The sequence below is a fragment of the Pseudoalteromonas sp. PSi26 genome (assembly GCF_054960575.1).
Window position 1 is genome coordinate 211,283 of sequence record NZ_JBHNYT010000003.1, and the last position, 23,658, is coordinate 234,940.

Annotated in this window: 24 protein-coding genes; 8 read left to right on the top strand and 16 right to left on the bottom strand. The window is 40.6% G+C overall.

Annotation, left to right across the window (positions count from 1 at the left end; translation table 11 throughout):
• Window positions 1–36: 36 nt before the first annotated feature.
• The 7 genes from ACFI34_RS04780 to ACFI34_RS04810 form a co-directional block, all read right to left on the bottom strand.
• Entirely contained in the window at window positions 37–1,869 is a 1,833-nt protein-coding gene (locus tag ACFI34_RS04780) for a DUF885 domain-containing protein (RefSeq protein ID WP_462672600.1), read from the bottom strand.
• Window positions 1,870–1,954: 85 nt separating this feature from the next.
• Window positions 1,955–3,091: a radical SAM family heme chaperone HemW gene (hemW, locus tag ACFI34_RS04785; RefSeq protein ID WP_462672601.1), complete on the bottom strand. Its 1,137-nt coding sequence runs from the start codon at window positions 3,089–3,091 to the stop codon at window positions 1,955–1,957.
• Entirely contained in the window at window positions 3,088–3,687 is a 600-nt protein-coding gene (locus tag ACFI34_RS04790; protein WP_462672602.1) for an XTP/dITP diphosphatase, read from the bottom strand. Before ACFI34_RS04790 ends, hemW begins: the two co-directional genes overlap by 4 nt.
• A gap of 4 nt (window positions 3,688–3,691) precedes the next feature.
• The gene (locus ACFI34_RS04795) at window positions 3,692–4,138 is read right to left on the bottom strand and encodes a DUF4426 domain-containing protein (RefSeq protein WP_462672603.1); all 447 of its coding nucleotides are present in this window, start codon (window positions 4,136–4,138) and stop codon (window positions 3,692–3,694) included.
• A 60-nt stretch (window positions 4,139–4,198) separates the two neighbouring features.
• Window positions 4,199–4,732 carry a YggT family protein gene (locus ACFI34_RS04800; protein ID WP_006793194.1) on the bottom strand — a complete coding sequence of 178 codons (534 nt, stop codon included), beginning with the start codon at window positions 4,730–4,732 and terminating at the stop codon, window positions 4,199–4,201.
• A gap of 26 nt (window positions 4,733–4,758) precedes the next feature.
• Window positions 4,759–5,580: a pyrroline-5-carboxylate reductase gene (gene proC, locus ACFI34_RS04805; RefSeq protein WP_462672604.1), complete on the bottom strand. Its 822-nt coding sequence runs from the start codon at window positions 5,578–5,580 to the stop codon at window positions 4,759–4,761.
• A gap of 17 nt (window positions 5,581–5,597) precedes the next feature.
• Window positions 5,598–6,311 carry a YggS family pyridoxal phosphate-dependent enzyme gene (locus tag ACFI34_RS04810; RefSeq protein ID WP_462672605.1) on the bottom strand — a complete coding sequence of 238 codons (714 nt, stop codon included), beginning with the start codon at window positions 6,309–6,311 and terminating at the stop codon, window positions 5,598–5,600.
• A gap of 2 nt (window positions 6,312–6,313) precedes the next feature.
• Between ACFI34_RS04810 and ACFI34_RS04815 the strand changes: the two genes are divergently transcribed.
• Both ACFI34_RS04815 and ACFI34_RS04820 read left to right on the top strand, forming a co-directional pair.
• On the top strand, window positions 6,314–7,354 hold the full coding sequence (locus ACFI34_RS04815) for a type IV pilus twitching motility protein PilT (RefSeq protein WP_276753863.1): 1,041 nt from the start codon (window positions 6,314–6,316) through the stop codon (window positions 7,352–7,354).
• A 9-nt stretch (window positions 7,355–7,363) separates the two neighbouring features.
• Window positions 7,364–8,494 (top strand): PilT/PilU family type 4a pilus ATPase, encoded by a 1,131-nt coding sequence (locus ACFI34_RS04820; protein ID WP_039038271.1) that lies wholly within the window; start codon window positions 7,364–7,366, stop codon window positions 8,492–8,494.
• Window positions 8,495–8,566: 72 nt separating this feature from the next.
• Here ACFI34_RS04820 and ruvX read toward each other — a convergent pair whose 3' ends face one another.
• The 6 genes from ruvX to ACFI34_RS04850 all read right to left on the bottom strand — a co-directional run bounded on the left by ruvX (window position 8,567) and on the right by ACFI34_RS04850 (window position 13,153).
• A complete protein-coding gene (ruvX, locus tag ACFI34_RS04825) occupies window positions 8,567–9,016 on the bottom strand; it encodes a Holliday junction resolvase RuvX (protein WP_462672606.1) in 450 nt (149 codons plus the stop codon).
• A gap of 128 nt (window positions 9,017–9,144) precedes the next feature.
• A complete protein-coding gene (locus ACFI34_RS04830) occupies window positions 9,145–9,702 on the bottom strand; it encodes a YqgE/AlgH family protein (protein ID WP_008132397.1) in 558 nt (185 codons plus the stop codon).
• A 171-nt stretch (window positions 9,703–9,873) separates the two neighbouring features.
• A complete protein-coding gene (gene gshB, locus ACFI34_RS04835) occupies window positions 9,874–10,824 on the bottom strand; it encodes a glutathione synthase (protein ID WP_462672607.1) in 951 nt (316 codons plus the stop codon).
• 76 nt (window positions 10,825–10,900) lie between these two features.
• Window positions 10,901–11,635, bottom strand: a complete 735-nt coding sequence (rsmE, locus tag ACFI34_RS04840) for a 16S rRNA (uracil(1498)-N(3))-methyltransferase (protein ID WP_462672608.1) — start codon at window positions 11,633–11,635, stop codon at window positions 10,901–10,903.
• Between the two features lie 74 nt (window positions 11,636–11,709).
• A complete protein-coding gene (locus ACFI34_RS04845) occupies window positions 11,710–12,186 on the bottom strand; it encodes a hypothetical protein (protein WP_006793185.1) in 477 nt (158 codons plus the stop codon).
• A 73-nt stretch (window positions 12,187–12,259) separates the two neighbouring features.
• On the bottom strand, window positions 12,260–13,153 hold the full coding sequence (locus tag ACFI34_RS04850) for a DUF350 domain-containing protein (RefSeq protein ID WP_462672609.1): 894 nt from the start codon (window positions 13,151–13,153) through the stop codon (window positions 12,260–12,262).
• Window positions 13,154–13,230: 77 nt separating this feature from the next.
• Here ACFI34_RS04850 and glnE point away from each other — a divergent pair, with 77 nt between their 5' ends.
• A complete protein-coding gene (gene glnE / locus ACFI34_RS04855) occupies window positions 13,231–16,026 on the top strand; it encodes a bifunctional [glutamate--ammonia ligase]-adenylyl-L-tyrosine phosphorylase/[glutamate--ammonia-ligase] adenylyltransferase (RefSeq protein WP_462672610.1) in 2,796 nt (931 codons plus the stop codon).
• 98 nt (window positions 16,027–16,124) lie between these two features.
• On the opposite strand, the gene ACFI34_RS04860 is transcribed toward glnE, so the two are convergent.
• The 3 genes from ACFI34_RS04860 to tolC all read right to left on the bottom strand — a co-directional run bounded on the left by ACFI34_RS04860 (window position 16,125) and on the right by tolC (window position 19,107).
• On the bottom strand, window positions 16,125–16,697 hold the full coding sequence (locus tag ACFI34_RS04860; RefSeq protein WP_462672611.1) for a toxin co-regulated pilus biosynthesis Q family protein: 573 nt from the start codon (window positions 16,695–16,697) through the stop codon (window positions 16,125–16,127).
• Window positions 16,698–16,741: 44 nt separating this feature from the next.
• Window positions 16,742–17,668 (bottom strand): LpxL/LpxP family Kdo(2)-lipid IV(A) lauroyl/palmitoleoyl acyltransferase, encoded by a 927-nt coding sequence (gene lpxL, locus ACFI34_RS04865; RefSeq protein ID WP_462672612.1) that lies wholly within the window; start codon window positions 17,666–17,668, stop codon window positions 16,742–16,744.
• 98 nt (window positions 17,669–17,766) lie between these two features.
• The gene (tolC, locus tag ACFI34_RS04870) at window positions 17,767–19,107 is read right to left on the bottom strand and encodes an outer membrane channel protein TolC (protein ID WP_462672613.1); all 1,341 of its coding nucleotides are present in this window, start codon (window positions 19,105–19,107) and stop codon (window positions 17,767–17,769) included.
• A gap of 151 nt (window positions 19,108–19,258) precedes the next feature.
• On the opposite strand from tolC, the gene ACFI34_RS04875 reads away from it, so the two are divergent.
• From ACFI34_RS04875 to parE, 5 genes are read left to right on the top strand one after another with little or no spacing between them, the layout of a single operon-like run.
• Entirely contained in the window at window positions 19,259–19,897 is a 639-nt protein-coding gene (locus ACFI34_RS04875) for an NUDIX domain-containing protein (protein WP_462672614.1), read from the top strand.
• Window positions 19,898–19,930: 33 nt separating this feature from the next.
• Window positions 19,931–20,389: a DUF1249 domain-containing protein gene (locus ACFI34_RS04880; protein ID WP_462672615.1), complete on the top strand. Its 459-nt coding sequence runs from the start codon at window positions 19,931–19,933 to the stop codon at window positions 20,387–20,389.
• Window positions 20,376–21,161, top strand: a complete 786-nt coding sequence (locus ACFI34_RS04885; RefSeq protein WP_462672616.1) for a metallophosphoesterase — start codon at window positions 20,376–20,378, stop codon at window positions 21,159–21,161. The genes ACFI34_RS04880 and ACFI34_RS04885 overlap by 14 nt, the downstream gene beginning before the upstream one ends.
• On the top strand, window positions 21,146–21,706 hold the full coding sequence (locus ACFI34_RS04890) for a YqiA/YcfP family alpha/beta fold hydrolase (protein ID WP_462672617.1): 561 nt from the start codon (window positions 21,146–21,148) through the stop codon (window positions 21,704–21,706). Before ACFI34_RS04885 ends, ACFI34_RS04890 begins: the two co-directional genes overlap by 16 nt.
• A 42-nt stretch (window positions 21,707–21,748) precedes the next feature.
• Window positions 21,749–23,638 carry a DNA topoisomerase IV subunit B gene (gene parE, locus ACFI34_RS04895; RefSeq protein ID WP_006793175.1) on the top strand — a complete coding sequence of 630 codons (1,890 nt, stop codon included), beginning with the start codon at window positions 21,749–21,751 and terminating at the stop codon, window positions 23,636–23,638.
• Window positions 23,639–23,658 lie beyond the last annotated feature (20 nt).

Below are 23,658 nucleotides of genomic sequence, written 5' to 3' on the forward strand. Positions count from 1 at the left end.
CATAAGCGGCCTTTTAGTTAACTCTATAAATGAGTGTTAAGCTTTCTTGCTTGCTACCCATTCATTTACAAAGTTCTCTAGTACGTTTAGTGGTACCGGGCCATTTTTAAGCACTACATCGTGAAATTGACGAATATCAAACTTGTCGCCAAGTTGCTTTTTAGCGTCTTCACGTAGCTCTAAAATTTTCAACATACCTACTTTGTAAGCGGTTGCTTGCGAAGGCATTACAATGTGACGCTCAACCATTTTAACACCGTCAGATGTGGCATTAGGCGTGTTATTTACATAGTAATCAATCCCTTCTTGACGAGTCCACTTCATTGCGTGAATACCGGTATCAACCACTAAGCGGCACGCGCGCCATAACTCCATAGAAAGGCGGCCAAAATCTGAATATGGGTCTGAGTACATACCCATTTCTTTAGGTACAAGCTCAGAGTATAAACCCCAACCTTCAATGTAGGCTGTGTAGCCACCAAATTTACGGAACTTAGGCACGCCTTCAAGCTCTTGCGAAATAGCTATTTGCATGTGGTGACCCGGAATACCTTCATGGTAAGCCAATGCTTCCATTTGGTACGTTGGCATTGCTTCCATATCATAAAGGTTTGCGTAGTAAATGCCTGGGCGTGAACCATCTGGCGCCGGCTGTTGGTAAAATGCTTTACCTGCCGCTTTTTCACGGAAGGCTTCAACTGCTTTTACTTTAAGATCGGCTTTTGGCTTAACAATAAATAGCTCATCAAGACGCACTTTCATTGTGTCGATCATGGCTGTTGCTTCGTCAAGATAGCGTTGCTTACCCTCAGCTGTATTTGGGTAGTAAAATTGCTTATCAGTTTTCATAAACTGCATAAACGCTTTTAAATCGCCTTTAAAGCCTACTTTATCTTTAATTTCACGCATTTCGTCATGTATACGGCTTACTTCTGATAGGCCAATAGCATGAATTTCTTTTGCAGTTAAATCAGTGGTGGTTGTACGTTTAAGAGCATTATTATAGAAAGTATTACCCTCAGGTAATTTCCATGCGCCATCACGGTCATCTGCACGCTTTTCAAGTTGTGCTAGGTAGTTAATAAGCTTTGAGTAAGCTGGTTTAACTGCCGACTTTAACGCGTCAGTTGCTTCGTTAATAAGTGCATCTTTTTCGTCTTGGCTGATTTCAAGTGCCGTTACTTTGCCTTTAAAGTCTGCTAAAAGTGTTGAGTCTTCACCTTTTTCAAACGGTGCACCTTGAATAATGTTTTTGCTTGAATCAATAACATGTGGAAACACAAATTTAGGCGCAATAATGCCTTTATCTGCACGTGTTTCTAAGTCAGTTACTAATTGGTCAAATACCGTAGGCACGCCATTTAAACGCGAAATGTAGTCTTTTGCTTCTTTAACGTTACTGATTGAATGTTGGTTTATTAAAAATGCAGGCACCATAGAGTGCGTACCAAACATTTGGTTTACCGGGTAGTTGTGGTAACGCCATTTAAAGTCCGCAATTGAGCTTTCTAGGTCTTGTTTTTTTAAGTCGTAGCTTACTTTTGTTGCATCGTCTAGCAGGTCGCGGTTAATTGCGTTTAGGGCAACTAAATCGGCTTTAGTTTCAGCTAGGTCTTTAAGTTTTTGCTCTTCGCTGCCGTCATCCCATTTATCGTAATCTTTTTTAATACCCATGTAAGTTTGGTAAACCGGGCTGCTCATTACATCACGGTTAAAGGTATCTTCAAAAAACGCATTGGCTTTGTCAATTTCGCTTTGCACAGGTTGCGCTTGTACAATAGGAGTTGTTACAGATTGTTGTGGTGCTTGTTGGCAACCAGCAAGGAGTGCAACACTCACAGCTGCTGCAATAAAGGTAAGTTTACGCATTGTTTTCCCTTTTGTTGTTAGAAACCCATTAGGGTATTTTAATTTTTCATGTATTCGCTTTACATGACGTATAACGCCCAATGCATTATACGAACAATTCTAGCAGGTCATTTAAAAAGCGATGCCCTTTAAGACTCACTTGCCAGTGACCGTCTTTTTCTATTAATAAACCGGTGTTTATGGCTTTATTTAAAGCTGCTTGTTGGCTTTGCAATGGCTGATTAGTCAGCGCACTGTAGTCTTCAATCGGGCATGGTTCGACAAGGCGAAAGCGATTCATAAAAAACTCAAAGGCCAAATCGTCTTGCTCAACGTGCCAACTTTTGTACAAATAAGGTTTTACCATATCCATGTAGCCACGGGGATGTTTGACCTTTTCAGTTCGGGTAATTATGCCAGTTTTTGCATTGGTGACCTTACCATGAGCACCACAGCCAATCCCTAGATAATCGCCAAACCGCCAATAATTTAAGTTATGTTGGCATTGATAGCCCGGTTTTGCATACCCAGAAATTTCGTATTGTAAGTAACCTGCTTTTGTAAGTAAGGCTTGGCCTTGCTCTTGAATATCCCACAGAGTTTCATCTTGAGGCAGTGTTGGCGGTTTAGATGCAAACTGAGTATTAGGTTCAATAGTGAGTTGGTACCACGAAATATGTGGGGGATCGAGTGCAATAATTTGCTTTAAATCACCTAATGCATCGTCTAGGGTTTGCCCAGGTAAGCCGTGCATTAAATCAAGATTAAAACTATTTAAACCAGCCTCTTTGGCTTGCTCTGCTGCATGAGTTGCTTCGTTAGCACCATGAATGCGGCCAAGCGCTTTTAGCTTATCGTTTTGCAGGCTTTGTACGCCAATTGAAATGCGGTTTATACCCGCTTTTACGTACTCTTTAAAGCGGCCTGTTTCTACTGTACCTGGGTTTGCTTCGAGGGTTATTTCACAGTTATCGGCGAGGCCTATAAGGCTATCTACTTCGCTTAGTAGGCGTGTATAAGCATCACCAGTTAATAAACTTGGCGTACCGCCACCAATAAATATACTGTGAATTTTGCGCCCTTGCACTAAGTGCAAGTCGGCTTTTAAATCGTCTATTAAATGCTGAACATATTCGGCTTCTGGTATGTCACCTTTTTGTCCATGGCTATTAAAATCGCAATAGGGGCACTTTTGCACACACCAAGGTACGTGCACATATAAACTTAAAGGAGGAAGATTCACAGGCCGCCTTTTAGTTTTAGCTCATTAAGCAAAGCCTGCAATGCTTGACCGCGGTGGCTCACTGCATTTTTTTGTGCTTTTGTAAGCTCGGCGCTTGTACACTCAAGTGACGGAACATAAAAAACGGGGTCGTATCCAAAGCCACCTTCACCATGTTGGGTTTGTGTAATCTCACCTTCCCAACTCGCACTACAGATGAGTGGAGTCGGGTCGTCTGCGTGGCGCATTAATACCAACACACACCAAAAGCGGGCGCTACGCACTGGGTTATTGGCAAGCTCGGCTAATAGCTTGTCTATGTTATCTTGATCGCTTGCGCCTTGTCCTGCAAAACGAGCAGAGTAAACACCTGGTGCACCATTTAAGCCATCAACCTCTAAGCCGGAATCGTCAGCAATTGCTGGCATACCGGTAATTTTAGCTGCGTGGCGCGCTTTAATAATCGCATTTTCAACAAAAGTAGTGCCCGTTTCTGCTACATCGCTAACGTTAAAATCACTTTGTGGAACTACATTAATATTAAGTGGGCTTAGCATGTTGGCAAGCTCACTTACTTTGCCAGGGTTGCCTGTGGCAAGGACTAAAGTTTTGTTCATAATATTATTTATCTACGTAAAATTTTTGCTGAAATTGCAGTGTTTGAAATTGATTGCTTTGCTGTATTTCAATTTCAAAGCGAAGTATTTCTTCGTTTGTAAAGTCGACTTGGGCAAGATAATAAACTGACTCGCCTTCAATTACTTCTTTAAAGTTTAGCGTTTGTTTGTTACCAAGTAGGTTTCTAGCTGTGCCAGATAACGTTGCCTTTTGAGCTGTGTTCTCTGGATTGTTTTTTAACACAGAAATATTAACAATGCCTTTATAGCCACTGCGCTCAAGCCCATAAGCCTTGGCAATTTGTGGCTGAATAAAGGTTGATGGAAAAGCAATGTAATGTACTTGCCACGGGCCAAGTTCTTTATATTGCCCGCCCAATGTTTGTTCGCTGTGTGCGTTAAATGCGAGTGTTAAACAAGCAATAAAACAAAATTTAATTAATCGATTCATTGTTCACTCCAAAAAATATAAAAAAGAGGCCATAAGGCCTCTTTTACTTAAAACAAAAGCTTAAGCTAAAAAGTCCATTAACAGCATTTGCAAAAACTGAATACCAATAATTAATACAAGTACTGATAAATCTAACCCACCCATTGGTGGAATAATTTTACGAAGTGGCTTGAGCATTGGCTCAGTAAGCTGGTGGAAGACCGCTTCAATAGGGTTGTAGCCTTGGCTTACCCAGCTTAAAATTGCGCGGATAATTAATACCCAAAATACTAAGTTTAAGCCTTCTTTTATTACGGTAATTAGGGCTTGAATAAACACGGGTTGCGCAGCCCATGCGCCGTAAATTACCAACATTAAAGTACTAATTTTGGCAATAGCTACAATAAATGCCAGCAATAGTGAGGCTAAATCAAGCCCCCCTAACCCAGGTATAATTTTACGCAAAGGGTTAACTGCAAACGACGTTGCTTTAACCACAAATTGGCTCATTGGGTTGTAAAAGTCGGCTTTTGCCCACTGTAGCCAAAAACGCAGCAGTACCACCATCAAAAACAAATCAAACAGAGTACTGATCAAAAATTGCATGGCATTCATAGTGTAACCTTCAATAAAAAGTAGTTTTAAAGTTCTTTTTCCATTTGCATCGCTCGAGCAATACACGCATCCATGGCATCGCCAACGGTTTTAGTTATGCCTTCGTCTTTTAAATGCTCAACTGCGGCATGTGTAGTACCGCCTTTAGATGTTACGTTTGCGCGTAGCTGAGAAATACTAATTTCTGGTTGGCTTAACGCCATTTCGGCAGCGCCAAGTGCTGTTTGTTGTACTAAGCGACGGGCATCTTCATCGTTAAAGCCCAGCGCTTTAGCTTTTTCTTCAATGGCTTCCATAAACAAGAAAAAGTAAGCAGGTGATGAGCCTGTTACTGCGATGATGTCGTTAATCTTTGCTTCTTGGTCAACCCAGACCACAATGCCAGTGCACTCAAATACTTGCTGAACAAATTCATGTTCTTGTTGCGTTTCGCCAGCACCAAATAAGCCAGACACGCCACGCCCTAGTAAAGATGGTGTATTAGGCATACAACGTACAATTTTTACATCTTGCCCTAACATTTCGCGCAAACGGCTTACTGTTAAACCAGCAGCTACAGAGATAAATAGTTTATCACTGAAGTCGATGCCCGATTCTTGAAACGATTTACATAAGTCGCCCATCATTTGCGGCTTAACAGACAAAACAATTACATCAGCATCGCGTAGGGCTTCGTTATTGTCACTGGTGGTTTGCACCTTGAAATCGGCTGCTACCTTTGCAAGCTTTTCTTGGTTGCGGTTTGTCGCAATGATGGTGTTTGCGTCAAAGCCGTTTTTTACCATGCCACCAATAATAGCGTAGCTCATGTTACCTGTGCCTATAAATGCGATTTTTTTATCTGACATAAATCTGTTTTTACCTTTTAAGTTCGTGTTCCAAAAATGTCTGTTCCAATCCTCACCATAGTTGAGCCTGCACTAATTGCGGCTTCAACGTCATTACTCATACCCATAGATAGAGTGTCTAACTGTGGATATTGGGCCTTTAGTTTATCAAAGCAAGTTTGTAATTGCTCAAAATATTGAATTTGCGTACTTGGGTCGTCACTTTTTGCGGGAATAGCCATCAAACCACGCAACATTAGCTGGTCACATTGGCTAATAAATTCAGCAAGGCTGGCTATCTCATCGGGATGACAACCTGATTTAGCCTCCTCGGCGCTAATATTTACTTGAATAAGTACATTGAGAGGTTGTTTAGTGGTTGGACGCTGGGCATTAAGCCGCTTGGCTATTTTGATCCGATCAACGCTTTGCACCCAATCAAAATTTTCTGCCACTAAAGCACTTTTATTTGACTGGATAGGGCCAATGAAATGCCAAATGATATCGCTATATGTGTGCAGTTGAGCTATTTTATCTACAGCTTCTTGAACATAAGACTCACCAAACTGGCGTTGGCCATAATTGTAGGCAGCAACTATATCGTCGCTAGGTTTGGTTTTAGACACCGCCAGCAAGGTTATTTCATCTTTGCTTCTGTGCGTGTTTTTTGCCGCGTTTGAAATTCTTGCGTAGGCGCAAGTGAGTCGTTCTGCTATTGTAACCATATAATTATCAGCCAGTTGTGGAGTCATAAATGGATATTACCGAATTATTAGCGTTTAGTGTGCAACACAATGCATCCGATTTACATTTATCGTCGGGTGTTTCACCTATGATACGCGTAGATGGTGATGTTCGCCGCATTAATATACCAGCCCTTACAGATAAAGACGTAAACAGTTTAGTTTACGATATTATGAATGATACTCAGCGCAAAGATTACGAACAAAACCTTGAAGTGGATTTTTCGTTTGAGGTTCCTAATCTTGCTCGCTTTCGTGTTAATGCATTTAATTCAAACCGCGGTCCTGCGGCAGTATTTCGTACTATACCGAGTGAAGTATTAACACTTGATGATTTAGGTGCGCCAGATATTTTTAAAACAATATCAGACAACCCGCGTGGGCTAGTGCTTGTTACTGGGCCAACAGGGTCGGGTAAATCAACAACACTAGCGGCCATGGTTGATTACATAAATCAAAATAAACACCACCATATTTTAACGATTGAAGATCCAATTGAATTTGTTCACGATAACAAGTTAAGTCTAGTCAACCAACGTGAAGTACACCGCGATACACACAGTTTTTCAAACGCATTACGTAGTGCGCTGCGTGAAGACCCCGATGTTATATTAGTGGGGGAGCTTCGTGATTTAGAAACTATTCGCTTAGCGATGACCGCTGCTGAAACCGGTCATTTAGTGTTTGGTACGTTGCATACAACCTCAGCGCCTAAAACCATTGACCGTATTATTGATGTATTCCCTGGTGAAGAAAAAGCAATGGTACGCTCTATGTTGTCAGAGTCATTGCGTGCGGTTATTTCACAAACACTCCTTAAAAAAATTGGCGGTGGGCGAGTGGCAGCTCATGAAATTATGATTGGTGTACCCGCCATACGTAACTTAATTCGTGAAGACAAAATTGCACAAATGTACTCGTCTATTCAAACTGGCGCCTCAATTGGTATGCAAACAATGGATCAATGTTTAACAAATTTAGTTAACAGAGGTATTGTGACCAACACCGCAGCGCAAGCTAAAGCACAAGACAAAACACAATTTGGTGGTTAAGGAATTATAATGACTTTATCTTTAAACCGTTACTTAATCACTATGATTGAGAAAAAAGGCTCTGATTTATTTGTATCTAGCCGTTTACCTGTTAGTGCAAAAATAAACGGTGAACTAATTCAATTAGGCGATGACAAACTCACTGACGAAGAGTCTTTGCAGTTGGTTGAGTCTGCGATGAGCGAAAAGCAAAAAGCGGAGTTTCATGCTACTAAAGAATGTAACTTTGCTATTGCAACCGACGAAGGCCGTTTTCGTATTTCTGCGTTTTGGCAGCGCGATAGAGCAGGTATGGTTATTCGCCGAATTGTGACACAGATCCCCGATGTCAGTGATTTGGGCCTACCCTCGACACTCACCGACGTCATTATGGCTAAGCGCGGTTTAGTTCTGTTTGTTGGTGGAACAGGAACCGGTAAGTCGACCTCATTAGCAGCCTTGATTGGCTACAGAAACCGAAATCAACGGGGTCATATTTTAACAATTGAAGATCCTATTGAGTTTGTTCATGAGCACCGCAAAAGTATTATTACCCAACGCGAAGTAGGTCTCGATACAGATAGTTTTGAGTCGGCGCTTAAAAGCTCATTACGTCAAGCTCCTGATGTTATTTTAATTGGTGAAATACGCTCGCAAGAAACCATGGAATACGCATTAAGCTTTGCTGAAACAGGGCATTTATGTGTGGCTACACTGCATGCCAACAATGCCAACCAAGCCATTGACCGTATTATGCATTTGGTACCAAAAGAAAAGCATGACAAGCTAAAATACGATCTAGCCCTTAACTTACGAGCCATTGTAGCTCAACAATTAATACCTACCTCAGATGGTGAGGGACGCGTTGCCGCCATAGAAATATTGCTTAATTCACCTATGGTGGCAGAGCTGATTAAAAACGGCGATATTGGCGGCATTAAAGAGGCCATGGCTAAATCTAACGATATGGGTATGCAAACCTTTGACCAAGCCCTTTTTGAGTTATACAGGCAGCAACGCATTAACTATGCAGATGCACTGCATCATGCTGACTCACCAAATGACTTACGCTTGATGATTAAACTGCGTAATAACGAACAACAAGGTGCGGGCTTTTTACAAGGTGTAACTATTGATGGAATGGGGGATGACGATAACTAATTAGTTATTGTTATTAAAAAGCGTGACTTTCCAGCCGCGCTTTTTTAGTATTTAACACACCTAATTACAGCGTTACTCACTGTAAAATGATTCAAAAAAACTTTCTAAAATAATTACCGCAGACATATTATCTACATTTCCTTTACCTAAATTTTTATAACCACCTTGCTCAAATAAACGGGCTTTTGCGTCAGCAGTTGTTAGGCGTTCATCTTGTGTTTGTACAGGAATGCCATAGTGATTATGTAACCTGTTAGCAAACTTTTTAGCTTTGAATGTCACCTCTTGTGAAGTGCCATCCATATTAAGCGGTAAACCGACCACCATTAAATCTGGCTGCCATTCGTTTACTTGCACTGCGATATGATCCCAGTTTGGAATACCATCTTGCGCTTTTACGGCCTTAAGGCTTGATGCGCTGCCAGTAAGTTCTTGCCCCACGGCAATACCAATACTTTTAGTGCCAAAATCAAACCCCATTACGGTGCGCTCGCCTTGTGGCTTAAATGTTCTTTTTGTCATTGATAATGTTTTACTTAGGCTGCTTTTCAAGCCGTTATGTTAAAGGTTTACATAAAAAAATTCACTTGTAATAGCGTATCTATTTCCAAGTGAATTTATATTATGAACTTAATTTAGAAAGGGGATATTTAGGCATGCCCAGCTTCAGGGCTGAGCTGGCCTATATCAAAGCCAAGCATTGAAACGGCTTTTTCCCATCGTTTTTCAGCGGGCGTGTTAAAAATAATGGCCGGATCCGCTTCTATAATTAGCCAGCTGTTATCAAGCAGTTCTTGTTCTAATTGGCCTTGTTCCCAACCTGCATACCCTAAGGTGATAATAAACTGCTCAGGGGCATGTGCTGTCGTTAAACTTGCTAGCACGTCTTTAGAGGTGGTGATCATAATATCACTACTGAGCTTTTGGCTTGAGGTATACCCGAGCTTAGGGGAGTGAAGCACAAAACCTCTATCTGTTTTAACTGGACCACCTGCAAACACAGCTACTTTAGCTGCTTGCTGGGTTTTGTCGTTATCGATTTCTATTTTATCAAGTAGCTCACCAACGGTTACGTTGATGGGTTGGTTTATCACCAATCCCATAGCCCCATCTTCATTGTGCTCGCAAATATACGTAACAGCACGTTTAAAAAAAGGGTCTTGCATTGACGGCATGGCGATTAAAAAATGATTTTCTAATGACTGCATAGATTTCACCCTTTCAGTTAATGAATTTTGAGTATGGCACAGCCCTGTATTTTATAACTAAATAAGTTAACTGATTTTACTAAAATATTAATACAGCAAGTGCTGTATTAATATTTAAACGTTAAACGCATTGTGTTCAGTCACTTTTAACTTATTTAACTTAAGGCTAGACTATTTAGCTAATTTTCTCTCAATAGCATCAAAAAGAATACCAGTGATTGATATATCATACGCGGCTTCAATTTCACGTACGCAAGTGGGGGCCGTTACGTTAATTTCGGTGAGCTTGTCGCCTATAATATCTAATCCTACAAACACTAACCCTTTTTCTTTAAGTGTAGGTGCAACCGCTTGTGCAATTTTTAGATCTGATTCGCTAAGTGGACGCGCTTCACCACGACCGCCTGCAGCAAGATTTCCACGCGTTTCACCATTTTGTGGAATACGCGCTAAACAATACGGAATGACCTCACCATCAACAACCAACACGCGTTTGTCGCCTTGTGTGATCTCTGGCACATAATTTTGGACCATCGCAAAGCGGCTGCCATGCTCGGTTAGGGTTTCACAAATAACACCTATGTTTGCATCATCTTCTTTAACACGGAAAATTGAAGCGCCGCCCATACCATCTAGTGGCTTTAAAATAATGTCTTTGTGCTGTGCTAAAAATTCACGAATTTGTTTTTGGCTGCGAGTAACTAAGGTATCTGGCGTGTGTTCGCTAAACCACGCAGTAAACAGCTTTTCGTTAGCATCACGCAAGCTTTGTGGTTTATTAATAATTAACGTACCTTCATCTTCAGCGCGCTCTAAAAGATACGTTGCGTAAATGTATTCAGTGTCAAACGGCGGATCTTTACGCATTAAAATTACATCAAGATCGGCAAGAGCGATGGTGGTTTTTTCTTCTAGTTCGTACCATTTTTCTTCGTTGTTAAATACACGCGCCTTGGCAGCGGTGGCATACGATTTACCTTTACGAAGTGATAAATCATCCATCTCCATATAGTAAATTTCGTAGCCACGCTCTTGCGCCTGCATCATCATTGCAAAGCCGGTGTCTTTTTTGATGTTAAACCCACTAATAGGATCTGAAATAATACCTAATTTAATTGCCATGCGCTGTGCCTTAATCTATGTGTAATTACTACTAGAGTTTACTAATAGCTTTGATATGAGGGTGTTTTTAGCTATTTCAATTAGCTAAATCACCAAATTGTAGCTGTAATGCACTTAAGACCGTTAAAGCGGCTGTTTCAGTTCGTAAAACTCGTGGCCCTAAACGAATATCAACAAATTCTTGTTGTTTAGTTTGTGCCATTTCTTCGTCAGTAAACCCGCCTTCTGGGCCGACTAAAAACCGAACGCCGTCTTTAGGTACAGTAATGGTTTTAATGCTGTGTTCTGCGCGAGGATGAAGCGTGAGCTTTATCGCGTTAGTTGATTGCTCAAGCCACTGTTTTATGTCTATAGGGGGGTGAACAACTGGTACATAATTACGCCCCGACTGCTCGGCTGCCGCAATCGCTATTTTTTGCCATTGCTGATGCTTTTTATCAAGGCGGTCGCCAATGAGCTTTACGCCACAGCGCTGACTAAAAATAGGGGTGATTTCGGTAATACCTAACTCAACTGACTTTTGAATTGTAAAATCCATTTTATCACCACGCGAAACACATTGGCCTAAGTGAATTTTTAATGGTGATTCTATGTCGTGAGGATTAAACTGCTGTGGCATAACCACTACATTTTTTTTACTCACTTCTATAATTTCACTTAGGTATTCACCCCCTTCGCCATTAAAAATGGACACATGTTCGCCTACTTTCATGCGAAGTACTCTGCCTATGTGGCCAGCTGCATCGTCATCGAGTGACACGGGAGTGTTTAGTGTAATAGAAGACGCTTGGTAAATATGAGGAACTCGCATGTGATTTCACTTATAAGTTGGCGATAAAGTTATATACCGCTATGTTAAGTAAGCTGCGAGCTAGGTGCAATTATTTATTGTTTATTAAGTAACTCTGTTAACTCGATTATATCGACTGATGTATCTGCTATGTCGGTATGACAAGATAGGTGGTTTGAAAAGCCTTCGTCTTTTACAGGGCTAAAAGCAAAACCGCTTTCATCTTGAGTGACTAAAAAACGTTTTTCATGCAGTGAGTTATAAATAAAACGTTGTTTTTCATCAGCCAGTAAATAATCGGTTTGATTAAACAATACACCTTTAATGTCGTGATGTTCATGCAAATAACTGGCAAGCTCAGAAACGCTAATTTCGTTTTCAAAATCGCAATAACAATAATCTTTAATGAGTTCATCAAACATCATTTTAACTAACTGGCGAGTATTGGCACCTGCAATGACTAAGGTACTTGGGGCATCTCGCTTTGCACTATTAAAATAGTGACCAGCAAACGCTCTGCTAAATTCGTTATCTATATCGATTAATAGATAGTTAGTAACTTCAAATGGCATAATGTCCCAGTGCAATTAAGCAAAGTGTTATGTAAGCAAATTTTGTGTAAGCCTAAGCGAAAAGTGTTTAATGTTAAATAGAAAACATGCTAATTAGTAAATAGCCTATTGCACAAAAAACAGCAAATTCAATACAAGCAATACCTATGTTGTCTTGGTGATCAACTTCAAGTGCAGCATCAATATTGGGTAGTGATATTTTTTTTACAATAAATGTTAATGCGTATAACAGTATCCACATTACACCGCAATGCATTACCAGTGTAAATAGGTTTTCAACCATTTTACCGTTTTGAAACGTAGCACTCGACAAGCCAGCATAAGAGGCAAGCGCTAAACCAATTGATTTACCAGCATAGCGAATACCAATAGAGGTATTTTCTAAATTAAAATTACTTTGTAGCGAAGCGCCTTGATTGGCTTGTGCAAAACGATGTTCGCGTATTTTACTATCAAGTGCAAACATACCTTGCAGTAAAAAAAAGCTGACTAACGCGATTAATAAGTTACTGAAGCCTTGAGTGTGGGTCCATGTGTAAAGGCCTAAGGTCATAATGAAATTAGCTATTAGCATGCCAGAGTCTACTAAGGCGGCGCATACATTTTGTTTTAAAATAGCCGCTTCTTCGTTAAAACGATGCAAAATCCACTTTCGGTGAATCAAATGTCCCACTTTTATAAATGAAAACAACAGCAATACTAATATTGCTACTTTAAGTGGATTAGATTGTGCGGTACTTACACTTATTTCATCAAATAAAAAGGCAATGGTTGCAATAACAACCGAAATCTCTGAAGCAAAATTGATCCCCATGGCAAAGTTATCATGCTGGGCTAATTCATCTTTAAGCGCTTGTTTTAATTTAATTTGAGTTATTATTCTTAATGTAAAAATAGTTAAGCAAATAACAGCAAAACTAATAGTAATCGCAACAAAACTAGTGTTAGATAAAGATAAATATGACATGGTTATCCTAATTAGAGTTAACCTTTAAGGTTTTAATCATTCTAGTACGGTTACTGATGATATAAAAGAGAGGATTGATGAGTAACGCAATACAACTTCCTATTCAATTACAAAAACTTGGGTTAAAGCGCTATGAGCAGCTGTACCCGCAGCACCCTATAGAGAACGAAGTTGTAAGGTTATTAGCGTTAAGCGACTTTGCTTGGCGCTGTATTCAGTCTCAGCCTGATTTAAAAAGCGGGTTACTATGTGAAGACGAAATTAAAAGTAGAGACATACCTTCCCCCTTCGAAAACTTAACACTGGCAGATATAGACGAAGCACAATGTCATCAAATACTTCGCAAATATCGTGAAAAATACTGGCTTAAAGTCGCTTTTTTAGATTTATGTTGTAACAACCTAATTGCAGATAGCATTGAGTATATTAGCCTGCTTGCTGATAAGTTAATTCAAAGCGCTAACGAGTGGGCTCATGCGCAAGTGGCCACACTCAATGGTGAGCCTGTAGATGAGCAAGGGCAATCTTTGCCTTTAATGGTACTTGGTATGGGCAAGTTAGGTGGTAAAGAACTTAACTATTCTTCAGATATCGACCTTATATTTGCATACCCTCGTAGTGTTAAAACTCAAGGCGGCCGAAAAAGTATCGAGGCGCAGGTGTTTTACACAAAAGTAGCTCAAAAGCTAATAGCAGCACTTAACCAAATAACAGGGGATGGGCAGGTATTTAGGGTTGATATGCGCCTTAGGCCATTTGGTGAAAGTGGCCCGTTGGTCATGAGTTTTAACGCTATTGAAGATTATTACCAAGAGCAAGGGCGTGATTGGGAGCGTTACGCGATGCTTAAAAGTCGTTTAATTGGTACGCCCAATCATTACTGGAATGAATTTAATCAATTACTTAAACCTTTCGTATACCGACGCTATATTGATTTCTCGGTGATTGAATCGCTTCGTAAAATGAAGCTTATGATTGCGCAAGAAGTCCGCCGTAAACGTTTAACCAATAATATAAAGCTGGGGGCTGGCGGAATACGAGAAGTTGAATTTATTGTTCAAGCACTACAAATGGTACGCGGCGGGCGAGAGGCTAATTTACAGACGCAATCATTACTTAATGCGTTAAACCAGTTAGCACTAAACCAAGTCATTGATGACGAAGAAGCAAAAGAGCTGAAAAGTAATTATCTTTATTTACGAAAAGTAGAGCAATACCTGCAAATATTCGACGACCAGCAAACGCAAACTTTACCTGATGATGAAATAAACCAACAACGATTAAATTACCTATTAGTGCAACCAGACTTTGCAGCGTCAGTAAATAAAATTGAGCAGGTAATGGCGCAGGTGCACAATGAGTTTATTCAGGTAATTGGGGAAGAAACAGAGCCTCTAGACACGTGTGAAGGTGCATTTATAAGTGCGTGGGATCATTGTGATGTCAGTTTTTTAAATGAACCTAAAGACGAATGGCAAGAACCACTGCAAGACTTTAAATTACGTTTATCTAAAGTAAAAGTTGGAAATCGAGGGCGTGAGATTCTTGATAAACTCATGCCAGCCATGCTTAAACAGCTAAGCGACTTTAATGCCAGTGCCATAGTATTTGGTACTGTGTGCCAAATTCTTAATAAAATTATTTCGCGTACTGCCTACTTAGAACTGCTATATGAAAACCCAGGCACCTTAAAGCAGTTGGTTTCTTTATGCTGTCACAGTAAGTGGATTGGCGAGCATATTTCTCGCTATCCTATTTTACTAGATGAGTTAATTGACCCTGCCGTGCTTTATAAGCCAACACCATTAAGCGCCTATAAAGACGAAATACGTCAATATTTTTTACGCATAGAGCACGATGATTTAGAGCTACAAATGGAGTCGTTAAGGCAATTTAAGCAAACTCATCAATTACGTATTGCCGCAGCAGATGCAACCGGTGTTCTTGACGTAATGAAAGTAAGCGATCACTTAACCGCATTGGCAGAAGCCATAGTCGAACAGGCCGTAAACATTGCATGGCATAACACGGTAAAGCGCTTTGGCATGCCGCCAAACACTGACAATGAACACAAGGGGTTTGCCGTTATTGCCTATGGTAAAACGGGTGGTTTTGAAGTGGGCTACGACTCAGATTTAGATCTTGTGTTTGTGCATAATCACGATGGTTCGAGTCAAACCAGTGGCGATAAAGCAATTGATTCACGCCAGTTTTATTTAAAGCTTGCCCAACGTTTAATGCACTTATTTAATACGCGAACGGCATCGGGTATTTTATATGAGTTAGACACGCGTCTTCGCCCAGAGGGTGCCTCGGGGTTACTTGCTATCAATTTAGAAAGCTTTAATCACTATCAACAAACACAAGCGTGGACATGGGAGCATCAAGCGCTGGTTCGCGCACGTATTATTTTAGGTCAAGATGAGTTATCCGAGCGCTTTTCACAAATTCGTAAAAATATACTTTGTCAGTCGCGTAATACAGCTCAGCTGAAAGATGATGTCATTAAAATGCGAGAGAAAATGCGTGGTCACCTTGCAAAAGGTAACACGCAGTTATTTGACCTAAAACAAGATGCTGGTGGCATGGCCGACATTGAATTTATTACGCAATACCTTGTTCTTAAAAATGCACACGATAGCGAGCAACTAAGTGTGTTTTCAGATAACGTAAGAATTCTTACTGATGCTGCTAAAATAGGCTGTATTACAGAAGAGCAAAAGCAGCAGTTAATTAAAGCGTATATTGACTACCGTTCGTGTTACCACGTACTTAGCTTAGATCAACAAGGAAAGTTAGTTGAACGCGAGCAGTTTCTACAAGACATTACTAATGTGACTGCCATTTGGAAAGCGGTTTTTGAGCTGCAGTGATATTGATTTTTTAATCATATTCATTCGCTTTGTAAGCTAATGAGTTTTAGTGATGTGCTGATATAAAAAATCACGCAAAAGCGTGATTTTTATACAACTCAAATATTGAGTTTTAAACAATTAGCGCGCACATATTCAGAGGGTAATTCAGTTATAACAGCCGCTCTTTGCTTATTACAAAAGTAGGTATAGACCTCGTGTTCAAAGTCATCATTTATAGCTCTGCCTACTTGGTACAGGGCTGAGGTGAAATTACTGTCAACTCTAAAATGATCTTTAACAACATAGTCTTTACTTAAGTACCAATAGAGCTCAATGCCTTCGCTTTTAGCATACTCAACTAAAACATCTTTCAATGTTGAACCGTTTTCGAAGCGCCTTTGCTCCACGCTTCCTGTCCAACTTGCTGGCATGGGTGTAACAGTGCGCGTGCGCTCGGCTAAAACTCTATCGACAGTTTGATCTGGCTTTTTTAAACTCAATACGTATTGGTCGCGCTCTTTGTTGCTTTTAACTTGATTTCGAATCGAGGCGTAAAAGCGAGATAATCCTTCGGCAGCGGCATTTTTAGATTCTTTTAAATCTAATGTTGGAACATTTCCCATTAAAAAGTATGCAGCAAGCGCTATTAATATGACTGCAAATGACAAATACCTAATCCAAAACCACATTACAACAACCACCCTTATTTGTTCCTGTTATTGTTATACCATTACTATTTGTAAAATGAAGGAGTATTTTTATCTGGTCGCGTTTTAAAACGGCGATGTAGCCACATATATTGCTCTGGCGCTGCATTAATTGAGAGTTCCATGCGTTGATTAACACGCGTGACATCGGCTTTGTCATCACCGCTTGGGAAGTTTTCAAGCTCTGGAATAATTTCTAAATGATACTTTCCATATTCGTCTCGGCGGGTAATCAAACTCATTGTTTCGCAATTTTTACTGCCGGCAAACATCAGTGTACCTGTTGTAGTTGCAGTATCTTGCACTGCATAAAAAGGGACGAATTCACAGCGGTTACGGCCGTAGTCTTGATCGGGTAGGTAGTAGCACACTTTTTTATTTTTTAACGCTTTTAGCAAGCCTTTTACGTCTTTTTTACCGACCAAGTATTCATTAGAGCGAAGGCGACCATTAGTCGTAAAATACTCCATTAGTGGGTTGTTGTGCGGGCGGTAAAAACCGATACCCATACAGCCCAACCCCATTAATCGGCCTGCCATTTCAAGGTGTAAAACATGGGGTACTAGTAATAGTACGCCTTTTCCAGATTGTTGCACTCGTTCAAAGTGTTCAAGCCCTTTTAAAGACCCTAAAGCTTTTTTCGCTCGCCACTGCGGCCACCACCATGCCATTCCGGTTTCAACCATCGCAATGCCAGTGTTTTCCATATTTTTTAGCACCAATGCTTTTTGATCTTCGTCGCTCATATCAGGAAAGCAGCGTTTAATATTTACTTCGGCAATGTGTCGGCGGCGCTTCATGTATTTATGAACTAAACGGCCAAGTAGTTTACCCAGTGCTAATTGAAGTTTTTGCGGAAGCCAAGAAATTAGGTATAAGAAAAAAACGCCAATCCACGTTAGCCAGTATCGAGGGCCTAAAAAAGATGCTTTAAAAGGAGATGAGGTGACCACAAAAATTGCTCTAAAATTAAAAACGCTAGTTTAACGCTAAGCGCTGTAAAATACAAAAAGCCAGCATGTAGCTGGCTTTGTATGTGTTTTGTGACTGTTTAGGCTGATTTTAAACCCTGGTTTATAGCTGCTAGGTCTTTGCTTGTAAGTGTACCCGCTGCTTGCTTTAAGCGCAGAGTAGATAGCACATAACGATAACGTACATCAGCAAGATTACGTTTAGCATTGTATAGGTTTTGTGTGCTTACAAGTACATCAACAATTGTACGTGTACCGACCTCAAAGCCTGCCTCTGTTGCTTTTAAAGCACTTTGGGCAGATACAACTGCTTGCTCTAGCGCTTTATAGGTTGCAATGTCAGATACTACTTGATTGTAAGACGTAATAACCGTGCGGGTAATTGCGCGGTAATTGGCTTCGTAATCTTGGCTAGCTGCAACGTAAAATGCACGTGCTTGATCGGTTGCTGCAACTGTTGCACCCCCAGAGTATAAAGGCAGGCTAAAGTTAAGGCCTACTGAGGTTGAGTCTGCACGAGGTTGTCTAGTTAGGCTTGTACCATTTCTGTCTGCGTCTGTTAAAGAGTCGCCATAACTTGCGCTTAGGGTTAGCTTTGGATAGTGGCCCGCTCTTGCCAGTTTAATTTGATCTTGGGCTATATCTACGGTTACTTTAGCAACTTGCAAGCTAATATTTTTATCTTTAGCAATATTTAAAAAGTCGCTAGAGTCTTGAGCTGGCTTAGTTGTAGAAAATGTCTCTGTATTTAAAAAGTCTAGCTTAGCGTGGTATTTACCCGTAATTTCTCGTAGTTGCTCACGCGCTGTTTCTACAGCGTTATTGGCAATAATTTCTTGTGCAACAGAGTTGTCGAACTGTGCTTGTGCTTCATGTACATCGGTAATTGCCGTTAAACCAACAGCGTAACGTTGTTTGGTTTGTTCAAGCTGGCGTTCGATGGCGCGTTTTTCTGTTTTAATAAATTCAAGGTTATCAATCGCACTTAAAACGTTAAAGTAGCCTTCAGCAACACGAACAATTAAGTTTTGTTTAGCCGAGTCGTATTGAGCATTTGCTTGCAACGCTTGTTTGTCTGCAATGTCTAACGAGTTCCATGCGCCTAAGTCGAATAAGGTTTGGCTTAAGCTAAGACCACGGGTGAATTGATCAGAGTCGCTTTCAACTTTTTCATCCACACTTTCAAAAGAGGTTGAGTCACTTTTTGTGTAACCCATTGTTAAACCAATTTGCGGCAATAATGCAGCCATTGCAGTATCTGCTTGGTAAGATTGTGCATCTGCTTGGGCTTTTGCTTTTAAAACGGTAGGATCGTTGGCCGTTGCAATTTCAAAAACTTGTAGTAAATCTTCAGCGTTTGCTGCTGTTGTGCCTAATGCGCATGATAAACTAACTAGCGCCGCAAGAATGTTCTTTTTCATGTGTTGTTCGGTCCTTAGACAATTTTTATACTAAAACCATGGTAACCTGTTTTACGTAATAACTAAAAATAAAAAGAGTAAAACAGTGCGTCGAAATGTAACAGAATATATTAACGTACTTCAAAGTTTTTAATAAGTAGAGGATGCTTACGTGCCAGATAAAAAACTTGTTCAGTTTACGCATAAAGATGTCAGCGTAAAGCCGGTCAAAAATTTGTATAAAGGCTTTTTTCAGGTTGATTTGTATCAGTTTGAACATGCCTTGTTTGCGGGCGGTAAATCAGAACTTATTAGTCGCGAGATTTTAGAGCGTGGAGACGCCATTGCTGTGTTGCCTTACGACCCCATATCAGAAACTGTGCTTTTAATAGAACAAATACGTATAGGGGCTATTAAAAGCAAACATTCACCTTGGCTACTAGAATGTATTGCTGGAATGACTGACGGTAGTGACGATTATGAATCGGTCGTAAAGAAAGAAGCGTACGAAGAAGCTGGGCTTAATTTAACAGAGCTTGAATTTATGCTTTCGTATCTTTCAAGCCCAGGTGGTACAACAGAGCGGTTACATTTATATCTTGCACGGGCCGATTTAAGTGACGTTGAGTCTGGTGTGTATGGCCTTGAAACCGAAGGTGAAGATATAAAAACTCATGTACTTAGCGTTGATGATGCGCTAACTCGCCTCAACAATGGTGAAATGGATAATGCTGCAACCATTATTTGCATGCAGTGGCTTGCACTTAACCATGAAAAAATGAAACACAAGTGGACAGACTCTTCTTCATAGCCACAAATTGGCTCACAGTATAATGGTGGTATTTTGACAGTACAATTAGCAACAAATCGATATATTCAAAGCCTCCCAAAGTATTTAACGCTTTGTGAGCACAACTACTTACGACTTTTAAAATTGTTACCGGCTGAACGAACGGTTGGCAGTAGCCGAGAAGTAAAGCTGGGCAGCAGTGAGTTTGCGACTAAAGTTGATGGCAGTGCAAAATACACCATGGATATTTCGATTAAGCAGCTAAGCGGCATGGTAAAAGGGATTGCACCGCTTTATTTAACGGTTAGGTTGTATCACGATGCTAAAGTGGCTGAAATTATCCATCACGATTACCATCAGCGCATTAAGCCTTCTTATGGTTACCCTAATCCAAAAATGCATCAAAAAGATGAAAAATATCAACTTAATGCATTTTTATACGACTGGCTTGTCGCCTGTGTAGAGCATGGACAAGCAACATTAAATTGGGATGTAAATAATGGCTTGGTTTGATGACCCTTATCGCATTGATAAATCGTCGCTACGTATAGCACATATTACCGATTGTCATTTATTCTCAAATAAAGCAGGTGAGTACTTTGGCGTAAATACCGCGAATTACTTCGAACAGGCGCTGGCTCATATGGCTAAGCAATCCCTTGATTTTATAATATTTGGCGGCGACCTTACGCAAGATCACAGTGCAGAGTCCTATTTTTTATTTAGTGATCTGATTAACCAAAGTGATTTAACATGCCCTGTTTTTTGGGTTCCAGGTAACCATGATGATATTGCGCAGCTTAACCTAGTGAGTGGTGGGCAAATAAATCGCGCTAAACATATAGTGGCAAATGGCGTTGAGTTATTACTTATTAATTCAAAAGGGCCAACGCCTGCAGGGTGGGTAACAGGCACGCATTTGAATGAAATTACCGAACGGCTGTTTGCTTCGGCGAGTTCCAAAATTATGTTTTGCCACCATAATCCACTCCCCATTAATGGCTACTTAGACAAACACATGCTGGAAAACGGGCCACAATTACTCAATATATTAGTTAATAGCGAAAACGTTTTTGGTTTGTTTCATGGTCATGTGCATAATGAATACATGCAAACGTTTAGAGCGCTTCCCATTTACGCGACTCCAGCCAGCTCAGTGCAGTTTAAAAAGCACAGCCCTGACTGGATACAACAAGACCATGGGCCAGCATACAGGCTGATATGTATAAGCACGAAAAAAGACAATATAAGCACAGATATGGAAGTAGTATGGCTAAACGGGTAATCTATATTCATGGTTTTAATAGCTCAGATAAATCATATAAAGCTGTGCGCTTTGGCGAGCTTATGGCACACTATGACGTTGACTATTGTGTACCGTGCCTAAACCATGAGCCCATACAAGCCATCATAGCGCTTGAGCAATTACTTACACCTAATACTGTTTTATTAGGAAGCTCATTAGGTGGATTTTTTGCCACGTACTTATCGCAGCGTTATCAAATTCCTGCAGTGGTTATAAATCCCGCGGTTGCACCATACAGTTTATTAAAGCCGTTGCTTGGTTTAAATTATAATCCGTATCAAGATTATCATTATGAATTGAATAACAGCCACATAGCGGCTTTAAAAGCATTGGCTGTTGATGACTTAAAACACCCTGAATTGCTGTATTTATTACAGCAAACAGGCGATGAAGTATTAAATTTTCAGCACGCAGTAAATTATTATTCGCAATGTAAACAAAGGGTCGAGTTTGGTGGCGATCATAGCTACCTTGGTTTTGAACAAACCTTTGCAAGTATTGTAGATTTTCTTAAAATCACGTAAAACTAGTTAAGCATAGCCTTAGCGCATATAAAGATAAAAACTATGAGTGATCAAAATTATAACGCCGAAGCCATTGAGGTACTCAATGGATTAGATCCGGTAAAAAGACGCCCAGGGATGTACACCGATACTGTACGTCCAAACCATTTAGGCCAAGAGGTTATCGATAACAGTGTCGATGAGGCTATGGCGGGTCATGCAACTAAAATAGACGTAATTCTACACGAAGACAACTCGCTTGAAGTCAGTGATGACGGCCGTGGTATGCCCATTGATATTCACCCAGAGGAAGGTATTCCAGGTATAGAGCTTATTTTTACTAAGCTGCATGCTGGTGGTAAATTCTCAAACAAAAACTACCAGTTTTCAGGTGGTTTACACGGGGTAGGTATTTCAGTTGTAAATGCATTATCTACACGTGTAGAAGTAACCGTTCGCCGCGATGCACAGCAATATAGAATGGCGTTTGAAAACGGTGATAAAGTTGAGGATTTAAACGTTATAGGCACTGTCGGTAAACGCAACACCGGGACTACCGTGCGCTTTTGGGCCGATGCCAGTTATTTTGACTCTGCTAATTACTCCATAACCAAGCTTAATCATTTATTGAAAGCTAAAGCGGTGCTTTGCCCTGGTTTGCGTATTAAATTTGTTAATAAACAAACAAAAGAAACCCAAGAATGGTTTTACGAAACCGGTTTAAAAGATTATTTAATTGAAGCGGTTAAAGGTTTCGAAACGCTGCCACAAGACCCATTTGTAGGTGAGTTTAAAAGCGCTATAGAAGGTGTTGATTGGGCTGTGGTATGGCTGCCAGAGGGTGGTGAATCTATCGCTGAAAGCTATGTAAACCTAATCCCCACTGCGCAAGGCGGTACACATGTTAATGGTTTACGCCAAGGCTTACTTGAAGCCATGCGCGAGTTTTGTGAATTCAGAAACCTATTACCTCGTGGTGTAAAACTTACCCCAGACGATATATGGGAGCGCTGTAGTTATGTGCTTTCGGTTAAAATGCAAGACCCTCAGTTTGCCGGTCAAACAAAAGAAAAACTGTCTTCACGCACGTGTGCAGCACTTGTTTCGGGTGTTGTAAAAGATGCATTTAGCCTTTGGTTAAATGAACATACAGATACAGCAGAGTTGTTAGCTGAGCTGTGTATATCAAACGCACAAAGTCGTTTAAAAGCCGCTAAAAAAGTAGTGCGTAAACGCGTTACAGCGGGCCCCGCATTACCGGGCAAACTTACCGACTGTAGTGCAGCAGATAACGACCGGACTGAACTATTTTTAGTAGAGGGTGACTCTGCTGGTGGCTCGGCAAAGCAAGCCCGTGACCGTGAGTTTCAAGCAATAATGCCGCTGCGTGGTAAAATTTTAAATACGTGGGAAGTTGAGTCAGGGCAAATATTAGCATCGCAAGAGGTGCATGATATTTCGGTAGCTTTAGGTATCGATCCTGATTCAGCCGACATGAGCGGGCTACGCTACAATAAAATTTGTATATTGGCCGATGCTGACTCCGATGGTCTTCACATTGCCACACTGTTATGTGCTTTGTTTGTTCGACACTTTCCGCAGTTAGTAAAAACAGGTCATGTATACGTAGCAATGCCACCACTATTTAGAATAGATATTGGTAAAGAGGTATATTACGCCCTAGATGAAGATGAAAAAACCAGTATTTTAGCCCGCATTGAAGCAGAAAAAAAACGCGGTAAAGTAAATGTACAGCGATTTAAAGGATTGGGTGAAATGAACCCACTGCAACTTCGTGAAACCACCATGGATCCAAATACAAGACGTTTAGTACAGCTAACACTTGATGAAGAAGTTCAAACCATGGAAATGATGGATATGTTACTTGCTAAAAAGCGCTCGCCAGACAGGCGCCAATGGTTAGAAGATCATGGTAACAAGGCACAAGTATGATGATGCGTGTTGGCCACTAG

What these genes read in the sequence shown, in the direction of transcription:
- ACFI34_RS04780 (WP_462672600.1), bottom strand. Translation starts at nt 1,869, where the DNA reads ATGCGTAAACTTACCTTTATTGCAGCAGCTGTGAGTGTTGCACTCCTT.
- ACFI34_RS04790 (WP_462672602.1), bottom strand. Translation starts at nt 3,687, where the DNA reads ATGAACAAAACTTTAGTCCTTGCCACAGGCAACCCTGGCAAAGTAAGT.
- ACFI34_RS04795 (WP_462672603.1), bottom strand. Translation starts at nt 4,138, where the DNA reads ATGAATCGATTAATTAAATTTTGTTTTATTGCTTGTTTAACACTCGCA.
- ACFI34_RS04800 (WP_006793194.1), bottom strand. Translation starts at nt 4,732, where the DNA reads ATGAATGCCATGCAATTTTTGATCAGTACTCTGTTTGATTTGTTTTTG.
- proC (WP_462672604.1), bottom strand. Translation starts at nt 5,580, where the DNA reads ATGTCAGATAAAAAAATCGCATTTATAGGCACAGGTAACATGAGCTAC.
- ACFI34_RS04810 (WP_462672605.1), bottom strand. Translation starts at nt 6,311, where the DNA reads ATGACTCCACAACTGGCTGATAATTATATGGTTACAATAGCAGAACGA.
- ACFI34_RS04815 (WP_276753863.1), top strand. Translation starts at nt 6,314, where the DNA reads ATGGATATTACCGAATTATTAGCGTTTAGTGTGCAACACAATGCATCC.
- ACFI34_RS04820 (WP_039038271.1), top strand. Translation starts at nt 7,364, where the DNA reads ATGACTTTATCTTTAAACCGTTACTTAATCACTATGATTGAGAAAAAA.
- ruvX (WP_462672606.1), bottom strand. Translation starts at nt 9,016, where the DNA reads ATGACAAAAAGAACATTTAAGCCACAAGGCGAGCGCACCGTAATGGGG.
- ACFI34_RS04830 (WP_008132397.1), bottom strand. Translation starts at nt 9,702, where the DNA reads ATGCAGTCATTAGAAAATCATTTTTTAATCGCCATGCCGTCAATGCAA.
- gshB (WP_462672607.1), bottom strand. Translation starts at nt 10,824, where the DNA reads ATGGCAATTAAATTAGGTATTATTTCAGATCCTATTAGTGGGTTTAAC.
- rsmE (WP_462672608.1), bottom strand. Translation starts at nt 11,635, where the DNA reads ATGCGAGTTCCTCATATTTACCAAGCGTCTTCTATTACACTAAACACT.
- ACFI34_RS04845 (WP_006793185.1), bottom strand. Translation starts at nt 12,186, where the DNA reads ATGCCATTTGAAGTTACTAACTATCTATTAATCGATATAGATAACGAA.
- ACFI34_RS04850 (WP_462672609.1), bottom strand. Translation starts at nt 13,153, where the DNA reads ATGTCATATTTATCTTTATCTAACACTAGTTTTGTTGCGATTACTATT.
- glnE (WP_462672610.1), top strand. Translation starts at nt 13,231, where the DNA reads ATGAGTAACGCAATACAACTTCCTATTCAATTACAAAAACTTGGGTTA.
- ACFI34_RS04860 (WP_462672611.1), bottom strand. Translation starts at nt 16,697, where the DNA reads ATGTGGTTTTGGATTAGGTATTTGTCATTTGCAGTCATATTAATAGCG.
- tolC (WP_462672613.1), bottom strand. Translation starts at nt 19,107, where the DNA reads ATGAAAAAGAACATTCTTGCGGCGCTAGTTAGTTTATCATGCGCATTA.
- ACFI34_RS04885 (WP_462672616.1), top strand. Translation starts at nt 20,376, where the DNA reads ATGGCTTGGTTTGATGACCCTTATCGCATTGATAAATCGTCGCTACGT.
- ACFI34_RS04890 (WP_462672617.1), top strand. Translation starts at nt 21,146, where the DNA reads ATGGCTAAACGGGTAATCTATATTCATGGTTTTAATAGCTCAGATAAA.
- parE (WP_006793175.1), top strand. Translation starts at nt 21,749, where the DNA reads ATGAGTGATCAAAATTATAACGCCGAAGCCATTGAGGTACTCAATGGA.